At 43.6% G+C, this 26,452-nt stretch carries 24 protein-coding genes; 9 read left to right on the forward strand and 15 right to left on the reverse strand.

Annotation, left to right across the window (positions count from 1 at the left end; all coding sequences use genetic code 11):
* Positions 1-2: 2 nt before the first annotated feature.
* Complete coding sequence (locus tag ACUUJN_RS13590) at positions 3-1,058, reverse strand: LacI family DNA-binding transcriptional regulator (protein ID WP_179085483.1); 1,056 nt, start codon at positions 1,056-1,058, stop codon at positions 3-5.
* A 461-nt stretch (positions 1,059-1,519) separates the two neighbouring features.
* Entirely contained in the window at positions 1,520-2,506 is a 987-nt protein-coding gene (locus tag ACUUJN_RS13595) for an aldo/keto reductase (RefSeq protein ID WP_193217084.1), read from the reverse strand.
* A gap of 475 nt (positions 2,507-2,981) precedes the next feature.
* Between ACUUJN_RS13595 and ACUUJN_RS13600 the strand changes: the two genes are divergently transcribed.
* Positions 2,982-3,899, forward strand: a complete 918-nt coding sequence (locus ACUUJN_RS13600; RefSeq protein ID WP_023988828.1) for an AraC family transcriptional regulator — start codon at positions 2,982-2,984, stop codon at positions 3,897-3,899.
* A gap of 145 nt (positions 3,900-4,044) precedes the next feature.
* Here the strand turns inward: ACUUJN_RS13600 and ACUUJN_RS13605 are convergent, their stop codons facing one another.
* From ACUUJN_RS13605 to ACUUJN_RS13615, 3 genes are read right to left on the reverse strand one after another with little or no spacing between them, the layout of a single operon-like run.
* Entirely contained in the window at positions 4,045-5,028 is a 984-nt protein-coding gene (locus tag ACUUJN_RS13605; RefSeq protein WP_484668589.1) for an aldo/keto reductase, read from the reverse strand.
* Positions 5,029-5,050: 22 nt separating this feature from the next.
* On the reverse strand, positions 5,051-5,797 hold the full coding sequence (locus ACUUJN_RS13610; protein ID WP_484668590.1) for an SDR family oxidoreductase: 747 nt from the start codon (positions 5,795-5,797) through the stop codon (positions 5,051-5,053).
* A gap of 24 nt (positions 5,798-5,821) precedes the next feature.
* Positions 5,822-6,151 (reverse strand): carboxymuconolactone decarboxylase family protein, encoded by a 330-nt coding sequence (locus ACUUJN_RS13615; RefSeq protein WP_023988831.1) that lies wholly within the window; start codon positions 6,149-6,151, stop codon positions 5,822-5,824.
* A 198-nt stretch (positions 6,152-6,349) separates the two neighbouring features.
* Here ACUUJN_RS13615 and ACUUJN_RS13620 point away from each other — a divergent pair, with 198 nt between their 5' ends.
* Positions 6,350-6,892 carry a TetR/AcrR family transcriptional regulator gene (locus tag ACUUJN_RS13620; RefSeq protein ID WP_023988832.1) on the forward strand — a complete coding sequence of 181 codons (543 nt, stop codon included), beginning with the start codon at positions 6,350-6,352 and terminating at the stop codon, positions 6,890-6,892.
* Between the two features lie 39 nt (positions 6,893-6,931).
* Here ACUUJN_RS13620 and ACUUJN_RS13625 read toward each other — a convergent pair whose 3' ends face one another.
* A complete protein-coding gene (locus ACUUJN_RS13625; RefSeq protein ID WP_023988833.1) occupies positions 6,932-7,924 on the reverse strand; it encodes a Gfo/Idh/MocA family protein in 993 nt (330 codons plus the stop codon).
* Between the two features lies 1 nt (position 7,925).
* Positions 7,926-8,945 (reverse strand): Gfo/Idh/MocA family oxidoreductase, encoded by a 1,020-nt coding sequence (locus ACUUJN_RS13630; RefSeq protein ID WP_279833858.1) that lies wholly within the window; start codon positions 8,943-8,945, stop codon positions 7,926-7,928.
* 181 nt (positions 8,946-9,126) lie between these two features.
* Here ACUUJN_RS13630 and ACUUJN_RS13635 point away from each other — a divergent pair, with 181 nt between their 5' ends.
* Positions 9,127-9,993 carry a MurR/RpiR family transcriptional regulator gene (locus ACUUJN_RS13635; protein WP_023988835.1) on the forward strand — a complete coding sequence of 289 codons (867 nt, stop codon included), beginning with the start codon at positions 9,127-9,129 and terminating at the stop codon, positions 9,991-9,993.
* 78 nt (positions 9,994-10,071) lie between these two features.
* Here ACUUJN_RS13635 and ACUUJN_RS13640 read toward each other — a convergent pair whose 3' ends face one another.
* The 5 genes from ACUUJN_RS13640 to ACUUJN_RS13660 all read right to left on the reverse strand — a co-directional run bounded on the left by ACUUJN_RS13640 (position 10,072) and on the right by ACUUJN_RS13660 (position 16,709).
* A complete protein-coding gene (locus ACUUJN_RS13640) occupies positions 10,072-11,199 on the reverse strand; it encodes an NAD(P)/FAD-dependent oxidoreductase (RefSeq protein WP_279833861.1) in 1,128 nt (375 codons plus the stop codon).
* An 89-nt stretch (positions 11,200-11,288) separates the two neighbouring features.
* Positions 11,289-14,126, reverse strand: coding sequence for an excinuclease ABC subunit UvrA (gene uvrA / locus ACUUJN_RS13645; RefSeq protein WP_340959896.1), 2,838 nt, complete (start codon positions 14,124-14,126; stop codon positions 11,289-11,291).
* Positions 14,127-14,138: 12 nt separating this feature from the next.
* A complete protein-coding gene (locus ACUUJN_RS13650) occupies positions 14,139-14,633 on the reverse strand; it encodes a hypothetical protein (RefSeq protein WP_028541626.1) in 495 nt (164 codons plus the stop codon).
* 18 nt (positions 14,634-14,651) lie between these two features.
* On the reverse strand, positions 14,652-15,257 hold the full coding sequence (locus ACUUJN_RS13655) for a pentapeptide repeat-containing protein (protein ID WP_279833867.1): 606 nt from the start codon (positions 15,255-15,257) through the stop codon (positions 14,652-14,654).
* A 342-nt stretch (positions 15,258-15,599) separates the two neighbouring features.
* Complete coding sequence (locus tag ACUUJN_RS13660; RefSeq protein ID WP_484669757.1) at positions 15,600-16,709, reverse strand: MFS transporter; 1,110 nt, start codon at positions 16,707-16,709, stop codon at positions 15,600-15,602.
* A 178-nt stretch (positions 16,710-16,887) separates the two neighbouring features.
* Between ACUUJN_RS13660 and ACUUJN_RS13665 the strand changes: the two genes are divergently transcribed.
* The 3 genes from ACUUJN_RS13665 to ACUUJN_RS13675 all read left to right on the forward strand — a co-directional run bounded on the left by ACUUJN_RS13665 (position 16,888) and on the right by ACUUJN_RS13675 (position 18,902).
* Entirely contained in the window at positions 16,888-17,253 is a 366-nt protein-coding gene (locus ACUUJN_RS13665; protein WP_231517191.1) for a helix-turn-helix transcriptional regulator, read from the forward strand.
* A 177-nt stretch (positions 17,254-17,430) separates the two neighbouring features.
* A complete protein-coding gene (locus ACUUJN_RS13670; RefSeq protein ID WP_053325535.1) occupies positions 17,431-17,826 on the forward strand; it encodes a MerR family transcriptional regulator in 396 nt (131 codons plus the stop codon).
* 113 nt (positions 17,827-17,939) lie between these two features.
* On the forward strand, positions 17,940-18,902 hold the full coding sequence (locus ACUUJN_RS13675) for an aldo/keto reductase (RefSeq protein WP_484668591.1): 963 nt from the start codon (positions 17,940-17,942) through the stop codon (positions 18,900-18,902).
* A gap of 86 nt (positions 18,903-18,988) precedes the next feature.
* Here the strand turns inward: ACUUJN_RS13675 and ACUUJN_RS13680 are convergent, their stop codons facing one another.
* Positions 18,989-21,040 carry a fibronectin type III domain-containing protein gene (locus tag ACUUJN_RS13680; RefSeq protein WP_023988843.1) on the reverse strand — a complete coding sequence of 684 codons (2,052 nt, stop codon included), beginning with the start codon at positions 21,038-21,040 and terminating at the stop codon, positions 18,989-18,991.
* 507 nt (positions 21,041-21,547) lie between these two features.
* Here ACUUJN_RS13680 and ACUUJN_RS13685 point away from each other — a divergent pair.
* Complete coding sequence (locus ACUUJN_RS13685) at positions 21,548-21,877, forward strand: DUF3817 domain-containing protein (protein ID WP_023988844.1); 330 nt, start codon at positions 21,548-21,550, stop codon at positions 21,875-21,877.
* Positions 21,878-22,084: 207 nt separating this feature from the next.
* On the opposite strand, the gene ACUUJN_RS13690 is transcribed toward ACUUJN_RS13685, so the two are convergent.
* Together ACUUJN_RS13690 and ACUUJN_RS13695 are read right to left on the reverse strand one after the other, a co-directional pair.
* Positions 22,085-22,336: a YolD-like family protein gene (locus tag ACUUJN_RS13690; RefSeq protein ID WP_023988845.1), complete on the reverse strand. Its 252-nt coding sequence runs from the start codon at positions 22,334-22,336 to the stop codon at positions 22,085-22,087.
* A 202-nt stretch (positions 22,337-22,538) separates the two neighbouring features.
* Positions 22,539-23,108, reverse strand: a complete 570-nt coding sequence (locus ACUUJN_RS13695; RefSeq protein ID WP_023988846.1) for a TetR/AcrR family transcriptional regulator — start codon at positions 23,106-23,108, stop codon at positions 22,539-22,541.
* A gap of 126 nt (positions 23,109-23,234) precedes the next feature.
* On the opposite strand from ACUUJN_RS13695, the gene ACUUJN_RS13700 reads away from it, so the two are divergent.
* Together ACUUJN_RS13700 and nikA are read left to right on the forward strand one after the other, a co-directional pair.
* Positions 23,235-24,707 carry a DHA2 family efflux MFS transporter permease subunit gene (locus ACUUJN_RS13700; protein ID WP_071558684.1) on the forward strand — a complete coding sequence of 491 codons (1,473 nt, stop codon included), beginning with the start codon at positions 23,235-23,237 and terminating at the stop codon, positions 24,705-24,707.
* A gap of 209 nt (positions 24,708-24,916) precedes the next feature.
* On the forward strand, positions 24,917-26,452 hold the full coding sequence (gene nikA / locus ACUUJN_RS13705) for a nickel ABC transporter substrate-binding protein (protein WP_484668592.1): 1,536 nt from the start codon (positions 24,917-24,919) through the stop codon (positions 26,450-26,452).

Raw genomic sequence — 26,452 nt, forward strand, 5'->3', positions numbered from 1 at the left:
TGTTATGGACGAATGGATGACGCCCTGATAATCAGCTCTGTGGACAGGAGTTCTCTTATCGAGTCGGACCCGGTCAGTTCCAGGGCTGGAATAAGGTCCAGAGAATCGGGTATAAGCTTCGAGGCTGCAAGCTCTCCCATCTCATAAAAAGGAACGCGGACACTGCTTAGCGGCGGAACAGCCATCTCAGCCGCATCCGAATCGTCATAGCCTACAAACGCTGGGAACCGGTCAACTGGCAGTCCGCGCTCACGGAGACCCTGCATTACCCCGAGGGCCATCCGGTCGTTCGCCGCAAATACGGCATCAATATCATTCAATTTGTCTGCTATTGTGGCTGAGGCTTCGAGCCCGCTTCGACGGCTGTAGTTACCTTCCAGAAGCAGATCGTGGTCATATTCAATACCGGCCTCCTGAAGCGCGGTACGGTAACCCTTCATTCGCTCAGTACTATTGGAATAGATATCCGGGCCGTTGAGAAAGGCAATCCGTTTGTATCCCTGCTCGATGAGGTGACTTACAGCCGCTCGGCTGCCTTCTACATGGTCTGCATCCACTTCACAGAACGATTGCCCTTCAAAATGGTGATTCATGACGCAGAATGGACGCCCTTCTTCCTGAAGTCTCTTTAGAGCTTCCACCTCATCGTGGTCATCCCTGGCTCCAAGGATGATACAGGTATCGATCCTTTGCTGGCGGAAAAGACTACTGTAATCAATCCGTTCCCCCGGCTTCCGGAACAATAGAAGCAGATCGAGTCCGCTGTCTCTGGCCTTGTTTCCGATACCGCTCAGCATCTCAGAGAAAAAATAGGCTGAGAACAGGTGCGCCTTCGGGACATAAGGCATAACCACACCAAGATGGCCACTCTTGCTTCGGGCAAAGTTACGGGCCAGCGCACTAGGAACATATCCAAGCTGATTAGCTGCGTCCAGAACCCTTCTCCGCGTATCCTCTTTGATAGGACCTACTGCATTTAAGACCCGGGATACCGTCGCTTCAGACACGCCGGAAAGTTCTGCTACTTCCTTGCGCGAAACGATATTACCCACCTCCAAATCATTTTATGTACGCGCGTACATTTTCTCATGCAGCCATACCTCTGTCAATCCCAAAAAGCGTGCTTCAAAGATGAATAAGCTCATTTCTCTACTAAAAGGACATTGTCTCGCGATTCCTGCTTGCCAGCAGATTGAACGGAATATCCCAGCCCCAGCAGTCGGTGCCGCGAACAAATAAATGTTTATTAACTATTGCGCTAACGGATACGAAAGTTCAATAAAATAGCGGCAGTTCTAGGACTTTATTTCCTCGTCCATGACTGCCGCTATTTCGATTTTTGGGATGATTTTAATGCTATTTTACCAGCAGCGAGTTAATGAACATTGGACTTATACTCACCCCGCCTCACAAGGCGGGACAGAATTTTAATATTGCAGAGAAATACGATTTCTCATCTAATTATTTACTTTAACAAAAGAGATTTCCTCATGATTGGGATATGACTTGAAGAATTAGATCAAAGACCCGTTCTTCTCTCCAGTTCCTCCGTATATCTGGCGCCCATCAAAGTGATCTGCGAGGCTGCGCTGTTAATATTGCGCACATCTTCGGATGTGAGCTTAATGTCCACTGCGCCTAGATTTTCTTCCAGACGGCTTAATTTCCGTGTGCCCGGGATCGGAACGATCCACGACTTCTGGGCTAGCAGCCAGGCGAGTGCGATTTGGGCTGGCGTTGCTTTTAACTGCTCAGCCATCTCTTTAAGCAGGTCGACCAACACCTGATTGGCCTCCAGCGCTTCTGGAGTAAAACGTGGAAGAATACTGCGCAAATCGTCATGGTTGAATGTCGTGTTTGCGTTAAAACTTCCCGTCAGGTAGCCCTTGCCCAAAGGACTGAACGGAACGAAGCCAATACCGAGCTCTTCTAGGGCAGGGAGGAGTTCCTCTTCGGGGCGTCTCCACCACAGGGAATATTCGCTCTGAATTGCAGTGAGTGGCTGAACCGCGTGTGCACGACGAATGGTCTTCACTCCTGCTTCAGACAATCCCCAGTGCTTCACCTTTCCTTCCCGGATCAGATCTTGCACAGCTCCCGCTACCTCTTCGATCGGCACATCTGGATCGACTCGGTGCTGATAGTACAGGTCGATGGCTTCAATCTTGAGCCGTCTAAGCGATTCTTCGGCAACTTTCTTGATATGCTCAGGGCGACTGTTCATTCCGGACTGCTTGCCATCCTGGATATTGAAGCCGAACTTCGTGGCAATCACGACTTGATCTCGAACAGGAAGAAGAGCTTCGCCCAAGAGTTCTTCATTCGTGTAGGGTCCGTATACTTCGGCGGTATCAAAGAAAGTCACGCCGCGCTCGACTGCTTTCCGAATGACCGAGATCATTTCCTTTTGGTCCGAAGCCGGCCCATAACCGTAACTCATTCCCATGCATCCAAGTCCGATTGCGGAAACTTCCAGACCGCTATTTCCCAATTTACGCTTTTCCAACATACCTCTTCCTTTCTTAATATCATTTTTTCTTTATCCAGTAGGAGGGTGGGTAATGATAAATGTTCATTATTTTTCTTTAGTTAATTGGCTTACGATCCTATCAAGAGAACTATTATATAATTTTTTGAAACATTCATGCTCTTCAAACTCTATTAATGTGATAAGCCTTTGAACCAATAAGTTCCTAAACCAACGATTCAAATAATTCATCTCCTCCCTTTTTTAAACTTGTTCTTTGATAATGTCGTTATGCTTGCGGTAGTTTAGAGGCTTCTGTCACTTCATCCGCTTCAGCTGTTACATTGTTCTCCCCCTTGCTTGATTCTGTGAGCTTAGTCTTATTATGCCGAACAGAAAAAGCGAAGTGATATCTCATTCGTCTTAAATGATTGCCCAATCCTATTACGGCTACTGTTGCTACAGGCGGATAAGTCTTATAATGGGACCAGACAAACCTGCAAGGAGGATTTGAATGTCCGAGAACCTTATTCAACAGCAACAGGAGCTTACCGGATTAATCGAGCGTCACTCGCTTCAGAATAGCACCAAGGAAACGGCGGTCCCTTCCCTATTTTTCTATCAGCATTCCAGCATAACTGAGCCCGCTTATCGGGTTTACAAGCCTTCTTTTTGTGTTGTCGTTCAAGGTCTGAAAGAAATTTTGCTGGCACAGGAGAGATTTGAATATGGACCGTCCAATTATCTGATCGCTTCCATGAATCTGCCTGTGATCGGTCAAATTATAAAAGCGTCTGCTGACTCTCCTTACCTGAGTCTCAAGCTCGAATTTACACAGAACCAGATCCTTGAAGTGCTGAACGATTGTGATATTAAGGTCACGTCAAAAGATAATGCCAAGCGTGCCCTGTTCGTCGGCTGGATGGAATCGTCCATTCAGGACGCCGTGCTCAGGCTTGCCCGTCTGCTGGACACCCCGGGAGAAATCCCATTTCTCGCCCCGCTTTACACGAGGGAGATTCTGTACAGGCTGCTGCAGGGGCCCTATGGAGTCGAATTGGCTCAGATTGCAGTCGAAGGAAGCAGCACCTATCGGATCCGGGAAGCTATCGACCATATTGTCCGAAATTGGGACCAGTCTTTTCGGATCGAAGATCTTGCAGACACCGCCAGCATGAGTGTTTCTTCGTTCCATCGGCATTTTAAAGAGGTAACCGCCATGAGCCCAATTCAGTTCCAAAAACAGCTGAGACTTCAGGAAGCTCGCCGCATCTTATTGGCTGAATCGGCGGACGCCGCAGACGTCGCTTTCAGGGTTGGTTACGAGAGCTCTTCCCAATTCAGCCGTGAATACTCCCGCACGTTCGGTGCTCCTCCGAGAGCGGACATCAAGCGATTGAAGGAAAAATACGACCAGGTCATGAATGACTAAGTATCTAGACTGATCGGCGAAGAAGCAAAAAGGACGACCTTAGGCCGTCTCTTTTTCGGTATGATACGTTTAACTTCCAGCGTCATTTCCTATAAAACGAGAACACCACCGACTTCCCCAACATCATTTAGGCGGTCTTCGGTCTTCAAGCCCAGTTCGGCAGTAGCGTCTCGCCCCGGTCTGTAGAAGGCGCGGGAGTCACCGAAAGTCTGGAAATCTCATCGCGCCACTCTGGAGTCATCTCTACATCGACAGCGCCCAGTGAGTCTTCCAGCTGCGCGAGGTTTCTTGCGCCAATAATTGGCGCCGTGATCATAGGATTGGACATCGCCCAGGCTACCGCAAGCGTCGAGGGCTTCACGCCTCGTTCTGCTGCATGTGCAGTAAAGCGGTCGGCGACGGCAAAATTCATTTCATCCGCATAGCGGTCCGTATACCGCTGCTCTTCGACCAGCCGTCCTTGCTCCGGTCGTTTGTTCGTTCCGTATTTGCCCGTAAGAATCCCGGCTCCCAGAGGGCTGTACGAAATGACCCCAATCTGCTCGGAAGCGGCAAGAGGCAGGATTTCTACCTCAGCCTGACGTTTGACCAGGTTGTACATCGGCTGGATCAATTCAAAGCGCGCCAGCTCCTCCCTGGCAGAGATGCCGACCGCTTTGGCAATCTGCCAGGCCGACCAGTTGCTCACCGCTGGGTAAAGGATTTTGCCCTGCGCTTGAAGATCGTCGAGTGCACGAAGCGTCTCCTCCATTGGCGTATTTTCGTCGAACATATGCACGAAGTAGAAGTCGATGCGGTCCGTCTTCAGGCGTCGCAGACTGTTTTCCACTTCAAGCATGACATGACGACGGGAAAGCCCCCTAGCATTCACGTCCTGTCCCATCGGATAGAAAACTTTGGTGCTCAGTACAATCTCATTCCGACAGTCCTCGATGCACTCGCCTAGAATTTCTTCGGAGCGACCCTGGCTGTACACGTTTGCTGTATCGAAAAAGTTAATGCCAGCTTCGCGGGAGCGGTTGAACATTTTTTTGGATGTTTCTTCATCGGCATTTCCGCCGAAGGACATCGTGCCAAAACATAAATTTGAAACCTTGATTCCTGTTTTTCCTACTGTACGATAATTCATCGTCATTCCTCCTGCTGTTGACTTACGCCTGTTGTGTGGTTGGGCGAATAATCATTTCATTGATCGCAACGTCTCCGGGCTCTTCAATCGCAAAAGCAATCGCACGTGCGATACTTTCCGCTTTAATCGCTCCTTGATATAACTCATCGTAGTCTTGTTTTAACTCTGCATCCGTGATTCCCTCCGTCAATTCAGTGCTGACAGCTCCTGGAGAGATATTCGTTGTACGAATCTGGGTACCACTGAGCGCCTCTTCTTGACGTAAACCTTCCGTAATCGCCCTTACGGCATGTTTGGTCGCGCAATATACAGTGCCGCCGGGGTAGACATTATGTCCGGCAATAGAAGACAGATTAATGATATGGCCAGATTTCTGTTCCCGCATCGCAGGCAGAACAGCAGCAATCCCGTACAAAAGGCCCTTGATATTAATATCAATCATCATATCCCATTCATTAATTTTCTTCTTAAAGAGAAACGATTGCGGCATGACTCCGGCATTATTGATAAGTACGTCGATTTTCCCAAACTCTTGAAGTGCATACGAAGCCAACTCCTCCACTTGTTCATGCGATGTCACATCGGTTACTTTGTAGATGGCTGTACCCCCGCTTTGTTCAACTTCTTCTTGCAGCTTTTGTAAACGGTCTTCACGGCGAGCCGCCAGCACAAGCTTCGCACCTTTAGATGCCAGTTCTTTGGCCGTTGCCTCTCCGATTCCGCTGGAAGCACCTGTAATAATAACGACTTTATCTTGAATATTGGACATAGAGAATGAACATCCTTTCGAGACTTAGTTTTCTTTTGCGAATAGTTCTTTGGCCACTGTAATAGCGGACATCGCCTTCGGCCAGCCCGCATAAAAGGCAAGATGGGTAATGACTTCGATCAGTTCCTCTTCCGTCAGGCCGTTGTCTTTGGCTTTACCCAAATGAAAGCCCAGTTGTTCGGAATTCCCTCCGGTGATCAAGCTTGCTACGGTAATGAGGCTGCGGTCGCGTGGGGCCAGCTCTTTGCGTTCCCAAACGTCCCCAAAAAGCACCTTGTCGGTCAGCTCGACGATCTTTGGTGAGAAGTCCCCAATCGTTCGCTGTGCAGCCGTAAGTTTTTGAGTATCTGACATGTGATATCTCCTCTTTCTTTGCATTGATCCTTCATATAAATGCATCTATAATTGAAAAAGATACATTATTGAACTTGTGTCTATTATTATAAGCTGATACAGAATGCTTGCAATTGTTAAATACGCTTGATTTGTTCATTAATAGACATATAAGTTAAAACAGTCAATTATCATTTAGAAGTTTAGGGGTTGAACACAGTGAAAGTGGACAGGAGAATACTCAAAACACAGGAAGCCTTGAAAAAAGCATTAACGGAGTTGATGGCCGAAAAGAGTTTCGACCATATTACGATTCAGGATCTATCCGACAAAGCAAATGTAAGCCGGGGAACCATCTATCTTCATTACGTGGACAAATATGATTTGCTGGATAAGCTGATCGCCGCACACATCAATGAACTTCGAAGATTATGTATTGAATCGGCTCATTTGAGCTTTACAGAGGCCGAAATTGTTTGGTTTGAATATTTTGAGGCTAACTATTTATTTTTCTCCACGATGCTGGTGAGCAAAGGCGCCCCTTACTTCCGCACTCAGTTTCTTGAATTTATGATCGATGAACTTCGGGAAGAGGTCGACATGAATGAAGCAAGAAATCGGGGACTAAACGAAGAAGTGGTTGTCCGTTATGCAGCGTCCGCTGTGGTAGGGATTATGGAGTGGTGGTTTTTGAATGATAAACCTCTCCCTCCTGTCGAGATGGCAGAGCAAATAGGCATGCTGTTGGACCGGAAATTGTGAATCTGATAAAAAAGAGTAGCAGACATATGTCTGCTACTCTCAAAATGGTTTATCAGGGCCAAATACAAGATTGGCGGACTGCTTGGCTTTCTCAATGACATTCATGACCTTCTCGCTATGTTCAAGCATATTCGAGACTTTTCCAAAATCTTTTTCTTCGATGATACGATCAAACTCAACGAATTCGTCATACATTCGATGCGAATGATCTTTTAGATCCACACGAATTGGCGTTTCCTTATTCGCAGTGTAATCAAAGCAGTCGCATATATTAGCAGAACTTGCCATGTGTAAATAGCCCTTATTGCCTTGAATGTTCACGGCATTGGGGGCCGTACTATCTTTTGAACCTATGCAGACACACTTGAAATCACCGTAATCAAGCAGCAGCATACCTGAAGTATCAATTCCACGCTCCATGTTCGCCCAATACTCCACTTTCTTTGGGCTACCGAAGAATCCAACAACAAAATGAATATTATATAAATTAATATCCATCAAGGCTCCACCAGACATTTCCGGATTAAACGCAGGCTGGATTATTCCCGCTTTGAAAGCTTCATATCGAGATGAGTATTGAGAATAGTTGCATTCAACTATTTTGATCTCACCAAGTTTAGGTAGATACTCCTTCATTGACAAATAATTTTTCAAATATTGATTCGTTATGGCTTCCACCAATACCAGTTTTCTTTGCTGAGCAATTTCTTTTAGCTCTAGAAATTCTTGCAAATTGGAAGTAAACGGCTTCTCACAAATGACATGTTTACCACTCAATAATGCTTCTTTGGCATATGAATAATGAAGATGATTAGGCAACCCGATATAAACTGTATCCACATCACGGTTCATCAGCATCTCGCTGTAATCCGAATAAATCTGAGATATTCCATATTTATTTTTCAAATCCAGTAATTTCTCCTGGTGGCTAGGTCTAGAACAAATGCCCTTTAATAAAATGGTCGGGATTTCCTGAATAAAGCTCAATAGATCCCCTACGATCATCCCTGCTCCGACAATTCCCAACTTCATTTTAGTTGCACTCCTCTATACCTTTTTCAAGTATTTCCATACAAATTATCGTTTCTTCGTCTTTAATCACTTTTTCTTTACCAAATACGATCGACTGATAAATATCGTCATACACTCGGGCATAGTCTCCCTTTTCAGAAACGACTTTTTCTTCATGATACTCGCCTTTATCATCCAAATATGTTAAGATGCCGTAATGCTCGGGCAGGTCGATGCCGAAATCGGCGTGTCCCTTAGGCAGATAGTATAATTTCAGATGCTCCTCCTGACGATCCTTCGTTTGCTTTATAAAAACGCCTTTTTTGCCGTATACAACAAAACTCGGCCGCTCTTTTAAGCGAAAAAAGCTGGATTTGATGGATACCTTGAGCGAGGGATAATAAAAATCCAGATCAAAGTAATCATTCATTCTCCCAGAACCCAGCAATTGACGAACATCGTAACGAATTGTGTCCGGCTTCCCAAAATAGGAAAGAACCTGGTCAATGGTATGAACGCCATGTCCGTATAGGTAACTGTTATACTTGGAAAAATGAGAAGTGGAGTTCGGGATCTCAGGGCGATAATAATCGTAATGCATCTCCACTTCCAGCAAATCTCCAAGTTTTCCTGATTCAATAATCTTCTGGGTAGTGAGGAAATCCGAGTCGTAACGTCTATTCTGATAGCATTGTACAACCAGATTTTTCTCTTTAGCATATTGGAAGATCGACATGGCTTCTTCTTTGGTTAACGTAAAAGGTTTCTCAACAAGTACATTTTTCCCGTGGTCAAGCGCCATTTTCGCATAGTCGTAGTGGGATTCTACAGGTGTACAGATAACAATCAACTGAATCTCCTTATCGTTCATTAGAGATTCAATATTATCTGTATACTGCACGTCAGGGACTTTTTTCCACTCCCCTTTATCTGGATTACGTGTGTATATCGTCTTCACTTTCAAATCAGCTCTGTTCAATGAAAAAGGAAGATGATAACGGTTCGTGCTTTTCCCATTTCCAATATAACCGATGGTAAGCATATTATTTCCCCCTTAGGCTCTTTTTCATTTATTATAGAAGAAGAATGTTGATCGTAAAGGATTTGCCGCCAAAATGGTACATTCAACCGATTATTTGTCAACATGGCGGGTTGTTTTTAAACAAAATGTTTATTTTATATCCTTTATCAAACGTTATTTCAATTGAACCGGAGTGAACCTGTTGAAAATACTGATGCAATTATCCGAAATGCAAAACTTTACACCAAACGAAAAAAGCATTGCATCCTATATTTTGCTTCATAAGGAAAGTATCCTGCACTTAAATATTCAGGAGCTTGCAAAGGCAACATATACTTCGCATTCCGCGATTAATCGATTAACACATAAACTTGGGCTATCTGGTTTCAAGGAGTTCATAATCAAACTTGCTCGGGAATTTCAGCAGAATACCCAGAACATTTCCAATGTAGACCCCAACTATCCTTTCGGTTTTGATGAATCCCCACTTCAAGTAGCGAAAGAAATTGCAGAATTAATGAAAGAAACGATTGAAAAAAACTTTACATTCATGGATGATGATTTATTGTCGCAAACAGCCCTACTGCTGGATCAAGCGAAAAGAATCTTTATATATGCGTTAGGTGATTCACAAATCCGTGCGAAAAGTTTCCAAAATAAATTGGTAAAAATAAACAAGTATGTGTTTATAGCCACGGAGCTGTCTGAGTGGGCTTACCATACGGCTAATCTTACGACACAGGATTGCGCTGTTTTTTTAACTTACCACGGAAAGTCGCCGATTTTTTTAAAAGCAGCACGGCATTTCGCACATGAAAATATCCCTTTTATCACAATTACAGCAACCAATCAAAGCGAATTGGCCAAACTCAGTAATATCTGTATCCAGGTGCCTAATGACGAAGTAAAACATGCCAAGATTGGTACATTTTCATCGCAGATTGCCTTTGACTATGTATTAAATGTGATCTATTCCTGTATCTATAAAATCGACTACTTGAAAAACATGCAAACCACAACACAATCGTTAAAAAATTCGCATCTCAATGACATGATGAATGACGTATAGAATGAATATAGCACTAAAACAAAAAGTCGCCAGTATGGCGACTTCATAAGCATATATATTGTTGTCTCCGGTCAAGGATCAACTTTCATCTATTGCTTTTCGAATATCATAATCATTGATATCGACATCTAAATCCATTCCAAGTGCCAACTTTGCCAGCTGATTTCCAATAAAGGGGCCCATGGTCAACCCGGATGCTCCAAGCCCATTTGCCGCTATAAGACCATCCCAGCCTGGAACAGCTCCGATCACCGGTAGAAAACCGGGTGTAAAAGGACGGAAACCAACTCTTACCTCCTGAAAAGTGCTGTTTGCTAAATCAGGGGCCAACTCTAAACCTTTGTTCAGAATTTCCTGCATCCCACCTGCTGTTACCCTCGTATCGTAACCCTCGATTTCATTTTCGTGAGTCGCCCCTATTACGATCTTCTGTTTATCGAAAGCCAGCAGGTATTGATCAGAAGGCGGTATGATTACAGGCCAGGTGCCTGTGTCTTGCCTATTAGGAACCTGCAAATGCATAATTTGTGCTTTTTGATAACTAACCTTAAAATGAATGCCCAAAGGCAACATTAATTGATTTGCCCATGCACCTGCACAAACAATGACCTTGTCAGACGAGAAGCTTTTTGCACCGACCGCTACTCCAGTTACTTGGTCGGACTCATATTGAAGTGCAGCATCCCCATGTATAAGGGTCGCTCCATGTCTCTGTGCTGATCGGACCAACGCATCCCGTAGCGCACGACCATCTATACGGGCGGCACCGCTAATATGAACAGAATGATAACCTTCTACTAACAAAGGAAACCGTTCATGGGTTTCTTTTTCATTTAGCCGGGTAATTTCACCGATTTCCGGTGCATCCGCTTGTCGTAAGTGTGCCCGCTCCTCCATTTTTTTGATTTTCTCCAAATCATCATGAATACTGAGAGCACCCACTTGAGCATAGCCTGTTTCTGTTTCTCCCTCGCTTTTGAGTTCTTCAATCAACCCAGGATAAAAGCGTGCGCCTGCCTTTGCCAGCTGGTACCAAGCCTGATTACGTCGCTGTGATAGCCAGGGACAGATAATGCCAGCTGCGGCATCAGTAGCCTGTCCTTTATCTTTGCGGTCTACAATAATGACATTAGCACCCATTTTTGCTAACTGGTATGCTGTCGATGCCCCCAGAATTCCTGATCCAATTACGATGACCTTCTTCATGATTACATCCCTTTCCTAAATCACTGTATCCATTATAGCGAATACTGCATGAATGCATAGAGTTTGAAATTCGAGATTAGGATGATTATCTATGAATGTATGTCTCTAAGTTCTTTTCGTAAATATTGCCCCGTGTAGCTCAGCTTAAAGTCGGCCACTTGTTCCGGGGTCCCGGTACATACGACATTCCCTCCGTTGCTACCACCTTCGGGTCCCAGATCAATAATATAGTCTGCATTCTTGATCACATCCAGATTATGCTCGATAACAACAATGGTATTCCCCTCCTCGGTCAGCACATGAAGTATATTGATCAATTGCTGCACATCCGCAACGTGAAGTCCTGTAGTGGGTTCATCCATAACATATAGCGTTGAACCCGTAGCGGGCTTCAGCAGTTCTGATGCAAGTTTCACTCGTTGCGCTTCTCCGCCTGATAGCGTTGTAGAAGACTGACCCAGCTTCACATAACCCAACCCCACTTTACAGAGCGCCTCGATTTTCTTCCGTATTTTTGGAACATACTCAAAAAATACAACAGCTTCGTCCGCAGTCATCTCCAAGATATCTGCAATGCTTTTCCCTTTATAGTGAACTTCCAGAGTTTCGCGATTGTATCGCTTCCCTTTACAGACGTCACAAGGCACATACACATCGGGCAGGAAATGCATTTCGATTCTCATCAATCCATCACCCGTACAGGCTTCACAGCGTCCGCCCTTAATATTAAACGAAAAGCGACCCGGGCCATAAGCACGCACCTTGGCTTCGTTTGTCATGGCAAATAGGGAGCGAATATTATCAAAAAGACCGGTGTATGTGGCCGGGTTGGAACGAGGAGTCCGTCCGATCGGGCTTTGATCCATATTAATAATCTTATCCAAATGCTCTATGCCATCAATTTGTAAATGTTTTCCTGAGCGAGTATGAGCTCGATTTAGCGTCGCCGCCAGCTTTTTATAAAGTATCTCGTTAACAAGGCTGGACTTACCTGATCCGGAAACGCCCGTAACACACGTGATCGTTCCTAATGGGATGGATACATTGATGTCTTTCAGATTGTTTTCCGCTGCTCCCACAATAGTCAGATGATGTCCATTGCCTGGTCGACGGTTCTCAGGCACGGGAATCCATCTTTGATGCGACAAATATTGGCCTGTTATCGAACGTTTTTCAGCGGTAATTTGGTCAAGTTCTCCCTGAGCAACCACTTCTCCTCCATGTTTACCCGCACCCGGACCAATGTCCACAATCCAGTCTGCTTGGCGGATCGTCTCTTCGTCATGCTCCACCACAATGACGGTGTTGCCCAAATCACGCATTTCCTTCAAAGCGGAAATAAGCCGTTCATTGTCTCGCTGGTGCAAACCGATCGAGGGCTCGTCGAGAATGTACAGCACTCCTGTTAAGCGCGATCCTATCTGGGTGGCCAAACGAATGCGCTGACTCTCCCCGCCTGAAAGTGTTCCGGCAGTTCGGTATAACGTCAAATATTCCAGCCCGACATTTTTCAAAAATACAAGTCGGTCAACAATCTCCGTCGTAATCGGGGCGGCAATCATAGCCTTAGCCGGGGATAGATGCATATTTTCGATAAAATGAATGGCCTCGGTAACAGACAGCTTGCAGAAATCTGAGATGTTCATATCACAGACGGTTACAACAAGAAGCATCGGTGCCAGCCGATCACCGTGACAGTCGTGGCAAGGCAAGGCGGACATATAGCTTTCAAGTTCTTTCCGCATTGTATCGGACTGGGTTTCCCGGTAGCGTCGATCCAGATTGTTGACAATCCCTTCGAATGCCTGGTGCAGCAGCCTCTCCCGATGATTGCTTTCCCATCTAAGTTCAAGTTTTTCACCCTGTGTTCCATACAGGAGCATGTCCAATGCTTGCTGTGAAATCTGATCAAGAGGAGTATCCAGATCAAATCCAGCCTTTTTTCCAATCGCTTCAAAATACATTTTGCAATAGGAGTTGGTTTCGACATTTCCCCATCCGGTAGCTTTAATTGCGCCCGAGTTCAACGATTGACTGCGATCAGGTGCGACTTTGATCGGGTCAACCTCAAGATGAAACCCAAGTCCCGAGCAAGTCGGACAGGCGCCGTACTGATTATTAAAAGAGAACATGCGAGGAGACAGCTCCTGCATGGAAAATCCGCAACGGGCACAAGCAAAACTTTGGGAGAACAGCATGTCCTCACCGCTATCCATCCGGTGAACCAATACAGTATCGCCGGACAAAGTAATGGCTGTTTCAATAGAGTCTGTCAGTCTCTGAGTTTCCCCCTCTTTGACTACCAGACGGTCCACTACAATAGCGATAGTATGTTTCCTGTTTTTATCAAGTTGGATCTCTTCTGATAGGTTCTTAACGATACCGTCTACTCGCACACGTGCATAGCCATTGGTTCTCGCTTGTTCAAAAATGTGCTGGTGCTCCCCTTTTTTATCTTGTACTAAAGGTGCGAGCACCATATATTTCGTTCCTTGAGGAAGCCTATATATTTGATCTACAATTTGATCGACAGACTGGCGCGTAACTTCACTTTTACAGGATGGACAATGCGGCGTTCCAACCCTTGCCCACAATAACCTCAAAAAATCGTAAATCTCAGTTACAGTGCCCACTGTGGAACGTGGATTGTTAGATGTCGTTTTTTGTTCAATGGCAATTGCGGGTGAAAGTCCTTCGATCGAGTCGACATCTGGTTTATTGATCTGCCCGAGAAATTGTCTTGCATAGGAAGATAGTGATTCAACATAACGCATTTGTCCCTCAGCATATAGCGTATCGAATGCCAGGCTGGATTTTCCCGAGCCGCTCACCCCGGTGATCACAACGATTTGGTCACGAGGAATTTGAATATCAATATTTTTCAGATTATTTTCCCGTGCTCCATGAACGTTAATAAAATTTTGCATGTACTGCTCCTCCTACCCAAGCTGACGCTTTTCAATATCCTCTTTCAAATACCTGCCTGCATCGTCCGCTGAAAGATTCAAAACATACATTAGTTCACTTACCAGCATCTCTCGAGCCATACTCAGAATGGACCTATCATGAGAATTCATTTTCAAATTGTAGGCTTTGGAACAAATTATATCCCTGATGATGCCAAAATGATCATGAAGAAGCCCTGACTCGATCTTGGCCTGCAAAAAGCAGCGACGTTCAGAAGGGTTCAAAGGAAGTTGAGCATATTCTCCAAAAAATTGAGCTCTGGAACTCAAAAAGTAATCCACATTGGACAAAGGTCGGATACATTTTTGCAGTGCTCTATGTTGCGGAATAAACATGCGAAGTCCTTGTTTAGGAAAATACAAGTTATAGGAACTTTGTAGGTTTTCCAAGTCATCTTCTTTCTCTACAGATTCGAGAATACATACACCATACATTGGATAAAAAAGAAGTTTTTTAGACTGTTCCATGAAAACCTCCACTGTTCTTCAGTCTACCTTTGCTCCATAAGAGCGTATAAACAGAATCGCCTGCTCTCTATCCATTCGCGCGCCTTTAATATTCAAAGTTTTCAAATCAATTCCTTCAAGATTGGCACCACGTAGATCGGCTCCCTGCAAGTTCGCTCTGCTCAAAGTTACTCTCGTTAGGTCAGAGTCTCTCAGGTCAGCTTTCGTCAAATCGGTATCAGAAAAATCTGCTTCATAAAAACGAATTCCTCTCAAATCCTGTTTCCCCAGCTTGGTATGCTTTAGATTAGTGTAGGACCAGTCTCCTTGACTCAAAGTGACACCGTCCATTTGAGCACCTGCAAAGTCCGATCCTGTCATTTTACAAGAGTTGAATTTGGAAACAAAAAGGTTAGCACCATTGAAAGAACAATTTTCAAAAGCTGATTCCGTATGCACAGATCCACATAGAGCAGCACCTTTAAAGTCACATTCAATAAAACGACAATGGCTTGTCTCGATCTCATCCAATGAAGTATTCATGAATGTACACTTTTTAAAAGTGCAGCGTACGAGTTCTCCATACCGCAAATCTTGTCCATCAAAATGAACAGCTTCATAATCCTGATCTTTGTATTGATACACTGTATATCCCCGCCATTTAATTGATTTTTAATTCTTATGAGTAGACAATCATGTTGAAAGTCTATAAGTAAATCTCAACTTTTTTTAATATATCATATACCTGTCAAGTACCTGTCTAAAATGGATAGAAAGTCAAGTCCATTTTTTTTGAAACCAATATTCAGAGGTTCAGTCTTCATTTTCGCTTAATGCAAATAGACATTGAGTTCCTCTGTCTGCTGCATCGAAATGAAAACACTCCTGACATACTGATGTCAGGAGTGTTTTAGTAAGGTTTAACCGACAGGTCGTAACTAAGACACCTGTCGGTTATTAATAAGGATTGTTTAGTATAATTGATTGCTATGTGTCTTGCTGAACGGGTGGTGCTTCTTTACGAAAAACTGTAAAATAAAAAATAGCAAAGCCTATAATCCATATGCCCAAAACCAAAAAAATAGAGCTGAACATAATTTTGCTTTGTGCTCCTTGATCAAGTACAGATCCAAGAATAGACGTTCCGATAGCCCCCGCCATAAAGCTTCCCATCATATAGATACCCATACCAACTCCGGTTTGGTTGCCGCTTAACGTTCGAGAAATGGTGTTTGCCATTGTAATCTGAGCAAATGTTAATCCAGTATTCGCTAGAAATAAGATAATCGCAATCATGGCAGGAAACGTGTCCATAAAAAAAACCAATATGAGGTATGCCATCACTTGGAACAGGAATGCCAACGAGAATACAAAGCGATTGCCCTTTGCATCCGCAATTCTTCCACCCACCAACCCAAGCAATGCAGCAATCAAAGCACCAGGAAACATCACGAGTCCTGTGTTTACAGAAGATAAGTGATGTATTGAGCTTAACACCTGCGGGATCAAATACGGAACACATAAATTAAGTGTAAGAATCATACAAGCGATAATCAACCCTATCGTATACCTTGTATTTTTAAAAAGTGTCGGTTCAATAAAGGGTTCATCCGTTTTGTTAATGCGAATGATGAATAATATGAATATTAGGATAGTAGCCATAAAATAACTCCAGCTGTGTCCAGTAATGGAGAGTAGCAGCAGCGTAATTGAAGCTGCAAGCAAAATACCTCCTATGAGATCAGCTTTTCCTTTTGAAAGTGTTTCATTTATTAAATACCTCCTGAAAAGAGGGATTGTAATAATGACTAGAAATGAAATTAAAAATAGGTAGCGCCAGCTTGCAAATCCAATAACAAATCCAGCAATAATTGGGCCTATTGCCGTCCCTAAGGCCATTCCTGCAGAGGTAATCCCCAAAGCTTTGCCACGATTTTCGATAGATATATAGCAAATCGGGATCAACATGGATGATGCCGGGACAACAGACGCCCCTATGGATTGGAAGATTCTGCTCACAATAACCATCCAATAATTAGAAGAAAAAAAGCCGACAATAGATCCTAGCGCAAAACAACATAATCCAAAGGTAATCAGGAGTGGCTAGAATTCTGTGGAGCTGATCTCCAGTGAGTAATCGGTCTCCCTCTCCATTTTCCAGAACATAAGGGGCTGCGCTTCTCGGATTATGGCTCCCTTCAGGCAAGTTATACACTCCCCATTTAACAACATCTTGAAGGAATACAATGTCTGCTCTATTGGAAGCTTCAGTCATGTGATACAAGTAGCTCATGTTTCCAAGCCAGTCATAACGGATCCCATTCAGTATACGATTGATGATATAACCAGAAATTATAAAAATCCGTTGTCGGTTGATCAAATTTGCAAGCAATTTTTAATTAGCTCACGTCAATTTCAACGCAAATTTAAAAAAGCTAGCGGAATGACCTATACAAAAATGCTGCAGGATATTCGTATTCACGAGAGTTGTAGCTTACTATTAGATACCAGTTGGAGCGTTCAAACGATCGCACTTGAAGTCGGTATTCATGATATGAAGTATTTCTATCGAATTTTCAAGGAACGATGTGGATTGACCCCGCATGAATTTCGTTTTAATGCCTGTTCGAATATACAGTAATGCGAGATCTTATCTTCATATAGCAGAAAACAATAATAGCCAAGTCCAGCAGCGTGTCTCATTTTGAAAACTTATACTGCGAAATATCTTGATTCTCCATGAATAAATCTTGACCTCGTGTTAACTCCAGATATTATAATTAATGCGTTAAATGATCCCTTACGAAGGTGACGAGAGATGACAACAAATTTTAAAATGAAGGAACTTATGGATCAATTCCAAGTCAGTGAGGATACCTTACGGTATTATGAGAAAATGGGTCTTCTTCCTCCCGTGGCCCGAAAAAATAATGGACACAGGATATATAACAATTCACACAAAGAGGCACTTCTTATGATCAAGTGTTTAAAAAAAGCTGGGATGTCGCTGCAGGAGTTAAAACCTATGATCCAGCTTCAATTAGATGAGAGCAACATATCAAATATTGAATGGTACGATAGGCTTTACGATTACCAAAAAAAGATAGATCAGCAACTGAAAGAACTTCAGGAAATTAAGGATATGATTGAATTGAAATTGCAAACCGGGCAAAAATTTGGCCATAACTTTTTGCCACTTGAAAACCAAACTTAATCTGTTTTCGATACCTGATCGCTCTGCTTGACCTAGTGTTTACACCAGGTTGTAAGATGTGCATTAGAGTCCTTCCTAGGATTCCACATCATACAAAAGAGGAGCTTAAAAACATGAATAATACAATAGCAATAGGAAAAACAGGATTAAAAGCATTTAAACTTGGTTTTGGAGCAGGTGTGGTAGGTAATTCAATGATGTATCCAAAAGTCGATGATACTCTAAGCCGACAATTAATTAGGACTGCCCTTGAAAAAGGGATCAATTTCATTGATACCGCATTTCTGTATGGAATGGGCCACTCTGAGGAGTTAATCGGTGAAGCCATCCGGGATTATGGTGGCCGTGAACATCTTGTAATCTCTACCAAAGCTTCTTCTAATCCCCAATTTAATCAAGGCCATCTGGAAGTCGACAACAGTCTAGCTGCATTACGTAAGGCTGTGGATGACAGCCTGATGAGATTACAGACAGACTATGTTGACATTTTCTTTCTTCATTTTCCCGATAGCCGGACCCCGCTGGCTGAAGCTGCTGACACACTTGCAGAGCTGAAGAAGTCAGGGAAAATCAAAGCCATTGGCGCTTCAAATTTAAGCTTTGAGCAGCTTCAGGCTTTTAATGCTGATAAGCACTTGGATGTTCTTCAAGCTGAATACTCACTACTGGTTCGTCATGCAGAAGCCGACGTTATTCCTTATTGTCTAGAGCACGAAATTTCACTGATTCCTTTTTTCCCGCTCGCATCAGGTCTGTTGACCGGTAAATATAAGAAGGATGATGTTTTTAATGACACTTCACGAATGAATAATCCTTTATTTCAAAAAGAAGCATTTCTAGCAAACTTGGAACGCGTGGATCGCTTCAAAGCATTCGCGAAAGACAAGGGTGCAGATCCTGCACAGATTGCGCTAGCTTGGCTATTAACGCGTCCAGCCGTTGATCTAATTATTCCAGGTGCAACCAAGCCTGATCAAATCGAGTCCAATCTTCAAACTCTGGGTGTTCGACTAACAAGTGACGAGCTTAAGCAACTCGATATTCTTTTCAATCAAGATAACTTGTTTACAGAGTAACAGTTTGTCATTGTTCTACATACACTTCCTAATACACAAAAAGGGTTCTAAAGTGAATACTCTAGAACCCTTTTTTGCAGAAGCATTTATTTTGTAATCGTAATTTGTTTGGATGCAGTATTATAGTTCACCTGATACCCCGAAAGCTCGCTAATCACTCGTAGTGGAACCAGCGTGTAGCCGTTAACAATAACCGGAGCTGTGATGTTCGTCGAATAACTCCGGGAGTTGTTTAACTCATACACGGCAAGGGTCGAATTCTTGACTTGAAGCACTACTTGTTTGCCATCTGTAGGTCGAGTCAGAATGATCTTTTTGGTCGCCTTTTCATAATTTACCTCGTAACCTATCCGTTCACTGATAAAGCGCAGCGGGACCATCGTCGCCCCATTTATGATTCGCGGAGCCTGAGCCATCGTCGTAGCACGACCATCGACATAAGCTGATTTAGCTCCTGGTGTCAGGGTGAACGAAGTTGAATATGAGGAAACCGCATTGTTAGGGTATGAGGACGTTGTACCAGAAGTTGTTGTTGTAGAACTCGTCCCGGATGATGAACTACTGGTACCAATCGCTCTATTGCGAATAGCTTCTAACCGATCCAGCAAATCGCTTTTACGGGTTCCGCTCGGCAGATCACTGATTGCATCTCTGGCAGAACGCCAGTCCGAGGCATTCAGACTGTTTTCTGCAATTCGCATCAAATCTCTCGCTTTCTCATAATTCGATGAACTAGATGACGAAGAAGAATAGTAACCATCCGAATTCGTGCGTTCTGATATCTTTACACCGCTAGATTCTCTTCCATTACTATTGACAGTTACGACCTTAATCTCATACCAGCGTCCTTCTCGCAAATCCGTGATTTTATAGGACTCAGAGCTTGTAGTTCCCTCATAATCTCCATCAACATATATCTTCACCTTGTCGGCTTTACTCGGCATATCGTAGGTGATTTTGATCCAGGTGTCACTTTTGCTATCTACTTCAAGATTGGACACTTCTGACGAATTGGAGGACGTACTGTCCGTTGTGGCAGTCAGTCTCACACCGGAGGACAATGCACCTGTGCTTCGCTTGGACCTAATCGTGAACGAATAGGCCTGCCCTGAAGAAAGATTGTTGAATGTATAGGATGTTCCTGATGAATCGGTTACCAGTTGCCCGTCCTTATACAGACTGACTGTACTAATTCCGCTGGGTCTCGTCCAGGAAACAGTGACGCTATAGTTATTAACTGATGTCACTGAAGCTCCTGTCACTTCGGGCACGGTATCAACGCTGAGCGCTGAGGTCGTAACCGGAATACTGATTCCTCCAGAGATGTTGCCGGATTTGTCAATAGTCTTGACCAGAACTGTATAATTTGTGGAGGCAATCAATCCACTGAACGTATAGGACGTCCCTGTAGTTCGCTGCACTTCCTTACCATTTAAATAGATGATCGCTTGGCTCAGGTCAGCATCCTTAGGCAATATGTAATTTACGGTAAAAGCGTTATATCCGACATTCGTCGCTGTCAGCCCGCTTACCTCTCCTGGAGGTGTCTTATCTACAGGGACATCAATGGAAGCCGTTTTGGCCTGTACTGTCGTACCTTGTGATTCATCTCCGCTCTTATTCACCGTCTTCACTCGAAAGGTATAGGTCGTATTCGGCTGTAAACCGCTCAACATATAAGAGTTACTTCTAATATTATCTACATACACATCGTTAGTGACACCAACCACTTTTACATGGTCGAAATTAAGGTCCGACGGATTGGTCCAGGACAAATTTACTTTTGTTGTTTCTGTAGGAACCGCTGTCAGATTGCTTACCTCTGCCGGCGCGATATTCGCAGTAACCATTTGGCTCGACATTACTTTTAGCATTTGGTTGAGATAGGTGTTCTGACCATAACCTTTTGTTAACGTAGTCACTTTCGTGCCTGAAGTAACCGGCACATTACGACCTTGAGCGGTTGCTAATTTGGTATGTAACTGTGCTGTATTCAGTCCTGTCAGATTTGAGTTATGCCTCTCAGTCGGCAACGCGCTAGCCACTGCATCGGGGGCCAAAATGCCATATCCCGTATTTAAAATCAGTGTAGCCGTTGCGAACGGAGCCATCCATTGACGCAAACGTTTTTTATTCATGATCTATGCTCTCCTTGATACCAGTATGGAAATTTTATTTGTCAAAACTAATAAGTTAAGCTTATAAACCCTTCTGCTGCCATCCAGCTTTTAAAATTCACACTATAATGTACACACGTTCATTTAACTGTTATCGGAATTTGCATACAAAATGTTTAGACTTCACACTAGCATTTTTACTGATAGGGTCGCGCAAACAACATATGCTAAGCCTTCGAACTTGACCAGCTTAGTGTTTTTTCTTACTCCAAGCCATCTTTCTAAGCCCTATTGTTTGTTTCAACAATTTAAACGAAATTACGATTATCGTTTCCGGGCACGCTAAGCTGTGGTACGTTGGAATCAGCGAAATGAAGCATTGATGTGAGATACTTCAGTCATGTGAAAGCTCTGACATAACCTTGGGGTTCAGCTGTAAATATTCGATATATCGTAACTTTCTACCGTTTAATAACATTGCATTATAGGATATATTAAATTTTAAGCAATAGGAGAAGGAGGTGTATTATGTTCAAAAATGCCTTTAAGATGTTTGGTGTCATTGGTAATATTGAAGCGATTTCATATCTACTGCTTGTGTGTATCGCTATGCCGCTTAAATACGCAGCTGGAATGCCGCAAATGGTAAGCTGGGTGGGTATGATCCATGGGGTACTGTTCGTGGCTTATGTCATAGCTACTGTGGTCATGCTGATTCTGCGGAAAATAACGCTACTGCAAAGTCTTGCAGCCTTGATTGCATCGCTGTTGCCGTTTGGCCCCTTCATTTTTGATCGTAAGGTGCTTAAGAAAGCCGAAGCACGTGCCAGTCATACCAGCCCGATAAAAGCTACATAAGCATGTACAAGGGAAAGTGCCAACACAATAACGCGGCTTTCTCTTCCCACTCATGCAGCAGTATACAAAAACAACCGATGGCTCTAAACCACTCGGTTGTTTTTGTATACGCGAATTGTAAATTGTTACTTTCCCACAGCAGTAAGGGAGACCCTAACTTTGTCATTCTTTTCGTCCCTTTCTGCTATATTTATGTAATCACAACAACTAATCTCTCGGGTAATTTACACTCATAATATCCATAAAAGGAACTTTTTCTGTTTCTCCATTACTCTCCACATGAACCTTTCCCGTTCTCGGGTCCATTTTAACGATCTGTCCGCGGGTTGTTTCTTGGCGTCCCCATACGGTCAATACGATTTCGGATTGCTCACGTTGTGCTTCTACAAGCTGATTCCCGATTTCCTCCAGTACAAATTCATCCCGAGTAGGCCGTTTGGCTACCTTCGCTTTTGCCATTTGCTATCACCCTTCCTTTCGTGCAAAATCAAAATCAAATTCATTCCATTTTACCATACTTTTCATCATTTGGTGCTGGTAATGTGAGTAAAATTACGTCTCAGAACCACTAAAAAGCCAAGTTCTCAAAAACGAGAACATCGGCTTTTTAAAGTTGCTTGTTGGAGCTCATTAGGAGCTATTGAAAATCGAAGAGACAGGATTATTTGACCAACTGTGGAATGTAATCCACGATATTATAAATAGGAGCACTGCTCTGTTGCGTAACAGCCAAAATTAATGCACCTTCGAGCATCGAAATGATAAGTACCGCCAGACTGTGTGCCTTTTCTTCTGTCCAGCCCGATTTCTGAAGACGTTCCATATAAATGCGCTGCCAATCTGCAAATGTATTCACACAAGCATGACGTAGCGATTCGCTAATACAGGAAGTTTCCGCAGCAGCCCAGAAGCCAATCGGCATGAAGTCGTTAAAGCCGGTACGGTCTGCCTCCTCAGCTGTATTACGAATAAAATTCTGAATGGCTAGTACAGGATTATCGTTTTCGTCCAGTGTCTGTTTTAATTTTTGCTTAATAAATTCATTCCCTCTTCTTATGCACTCCAAAGCTAATTCTTCTTTACCACGCGGAAAATAATAATAAAGTGAGCCCTTCGGTGATCCACTCTCCGCAAGAATCTGATTCAGTCCAGTTGCGTGATACCCCTGATGAAAAAAGAGCTTCGATGCGGTTTGTACGATATTCTCGTATGATTCAGGTTTAGCAGCCATATACAGCATCCTTCATTATATATTATTTATAATTTACTTTGACAAAAAAATAACAACATGTTTATTATATATAGACCGATCGTTATAATTCAATACCCATTAATTTATTGGAGGAACAAAAACAACATGAGTACAAAGAGTCAAACGAGTTCACCCTCTGAACCCAAAACGTTCAAGGTGCTACCTATTATGATTGCCCTACTCCTTAGTGGCTTTATTGGAATGTTCAGTGAAACGGCACTTAACATTGCTCTGAATGATTTGATGCAGATTTTGCATATTACAACTGCAACAGCCCAATGGCTGACGACCGCTTACCTGCTGACACTCGGTATTTTAGTACCTGTATCGGGATTGCTGATTCAAACCTTTACGACAAGACAGCTGTTTGTTACATCGTTGCTGTTCTCAATAGCTGGTTGCCTCGTTGCTGCACTTTCACCTACTTTTTCAGTGCTATTGATCGCTCGTATTCTTCAGGCCATTGGTACAGCGCTGTTATTGCCGTTGATGTTTAACACCATCTTGATCATTTTCCCGGCTGAAAAGAGAGGCGCGGCTATGGGGATCATCGGATTGGTAATTATGTTTGCACCTGCGGTGGGACCTACCATTGCAGGACTGGTACTGCAAAATCTGTCTTGGCACTGGATCTTCTGGATTTCTCTTCCGTTTTTGGTTCTCTCGCTGATTTGCGGTATTTTATTTATGCAAAACGTTTCAAAAACGACCAAGCCCAAAATTGATCTTTTATCTATCCTCCTGTCTTCCATTGGCTTCGGCGGTGTCGTGTTTGGTTTCAGTAAATCCGGAGAAGGTGGCGAAGGTTGGGCTAGCCCGATGGTTCTGCTTCCTGTGATCGTCGGTCTGGTATCGTTGATACTGTTCTCTGTACGTCAATTGAAAATGAAGCAGCCAATGTTGAATTTGCGTGTGTTTAAATATCCAATGTTCGTTATCGGCGTTATTATGGTATTCCTATGTATGATGACGATCCTTTCTACGATGCTGATTCTTCCACTCTTTTTGCAAAAAGGGCTGGCTCTGTCTGCTCTAACAGCAGGTTTGGTACTTCTGCCTGGTGGGATTATCAACGGTCTCTTGTCTCCCATTATGGGCTCCCTATTCGATAAATTTGGTCCCAAATGGCTTGTTATTCCAGGCCTTGTGATTGTGGCCGCTGTTTTGTTTTTCCTGTCCGGCATTACAACAACTTCAACTCTCGTACTCATTATTGTGCTTCATAGTTGCTTGATGATCGGCATTTCCATGATTATGATGCCAGCTCAGACAAACGGCCTTAACCAGCTCCCTATGGATCTATACCCAGACGGAACGGCCATTATGAGCACGCTCCAACAAGTTGCTGGTGCTATCGGTACAGCCGTAGCGGTAAGCATTCTCTCGAAAGGCATGGACAGCTATTTGAGCCAATCCAGTATGCCTGAATCCGTAAATGAAATGGCTAATGCCATGGCAATCGGATCACAAAATTCATTTTTCTTTGCGATGATCATCAGTGTGGTCGGTTTGATCCTTGCGTTTTTCATCCGCAGAGTTCATGTTGAACATGGCACTGCCAAAGCACCCATGCATTAATTTATAATTTTTTTGCCACTCCAAATTAAAAATATCTAAATATACTTAAAGGCTGCTAACCATCTCACTATTGGTTATGCAGCCTTTTTTCATATGAATTTACATACACATTCATCAATTACATATTTACAAAGCTCCTTCATTTGGTTACGATATGATTTATGAATTAAAGCGTAAAAATTACGATTACTATTAAGGAGGACTCCCTGTTGTTTAAGCGTTCGTATTTTAAACTATTTATACCTGCGGTAATTGCGGTGATGATGGCAGCCTGCGCTTCATCTCCGTCAGCTTCACCCTCTCCATCTGCTGCACCACAAGATAAAAGTGTCACCTTATTGTTCAATGTGCAAAGCCCTTCTATAGATCCTCATTCAGATGTAAATTACACAGCTGTTCGTGCTGGAGTAAGTGAAACACTGATCAAAGTGAACAAGGATCTTAAGCTGGAAGCTTGGCTTGCAGACAAATGGGACAGCAAGGACGGACAGCACTGGACCTTCAACATCCGACCAGGTGTGAACTTCCACAGCGCTAAAGCCGTCAATGCCGCTGCTGTCAAAGCCTCCTTGGAAAGAGCGCTAAAGCTCAATCCATCGGTCAAAAATGCGCTACATATCCGTGATATTCATGCGGATGGACAGATTTTGACCATTACGACAGACAAACCTTTCCCGGAATTTGTGTCCGAGCTGGTTCATCCGAATACCGCTATTATAGACACCACAGCTACAGATGACTTCCCATCAGGGACGGGACCGTTCAAGGTTGCCAGCTTCCGTGCTGGAAGTGAACTGAATTTAGATCGCAATGAACAATATTGGAACGGTGAAGTAAAGTTGAAACATGCTAAATTCATGTTTAACGAAGACGCCAATGCACGTCAGCTTGCTTTTCAAGCCAAAACTGCTGATATTGTGTATCGCCCGCCAATTGAAAGTCTGGAGCTATTGAAAGCTGATTCTACCGTAAAGGTTGACTCGCTTCCTAGTTTGCGAACGCATCAGCTTATTTACAATATGAACAATAACGATCTGAAAAAGACGGCTGTACGTAAAGCATTTGATAACCTGATTAACCGGGATGAGATCGCCAGTGGTATCATGTCTGGTCAGGGAACCCCTGCTCAAGGCCCGTTCTTGTCCGACTTTCCTTTTTCACCGGAATATATTACGAAACAGTTTGATTTGAATGCTGCCCGAGAAGGCTTCAAGCAAGCTGGATATACAGTACAGAACGGTAAAGTTGCGAACCCCGACGGCAAGCCGCTTCATCTTACATTGCTAACTTACCAGTCGAGAGCGGAGCTTCCACTCATCTCTCAGCTTATTCAGGCTAACGCTAAAGAACTTGGCATTACGATTGATATCCGTCAGGTTGATAATATTGACGAATATCTTGCCGCTCATCAGGATTGGGATTTAGCGACTTATAGTAGCATTACAGCCCCGCGCGGTGATGCAAGCTATTTTCTGAATGCGGCTTACATGCCTGACGGAGCACTGAATTATGGGCGTGTGCATGTACCGGAACTCACGGGTATGATTTCACAGCTGAACACCACCGTGAATGAGGAAGAACGCAACAAGCTGGCGCTGAAGGCTGTCACGCTGATTGACCAAGAAAATCTGCAATCCTTTCTGGTCCATCCAAACAACGTAGTGGCCTATCGCGATTACGTACATAACTGGGTAACTAGCCAAAGTGAATACTACTTGCTGACCCAGGACCTGGATGTGAACTAG

This window comes from Paenibacillus sp. LRG-1 (assembly GCF_057220305.1).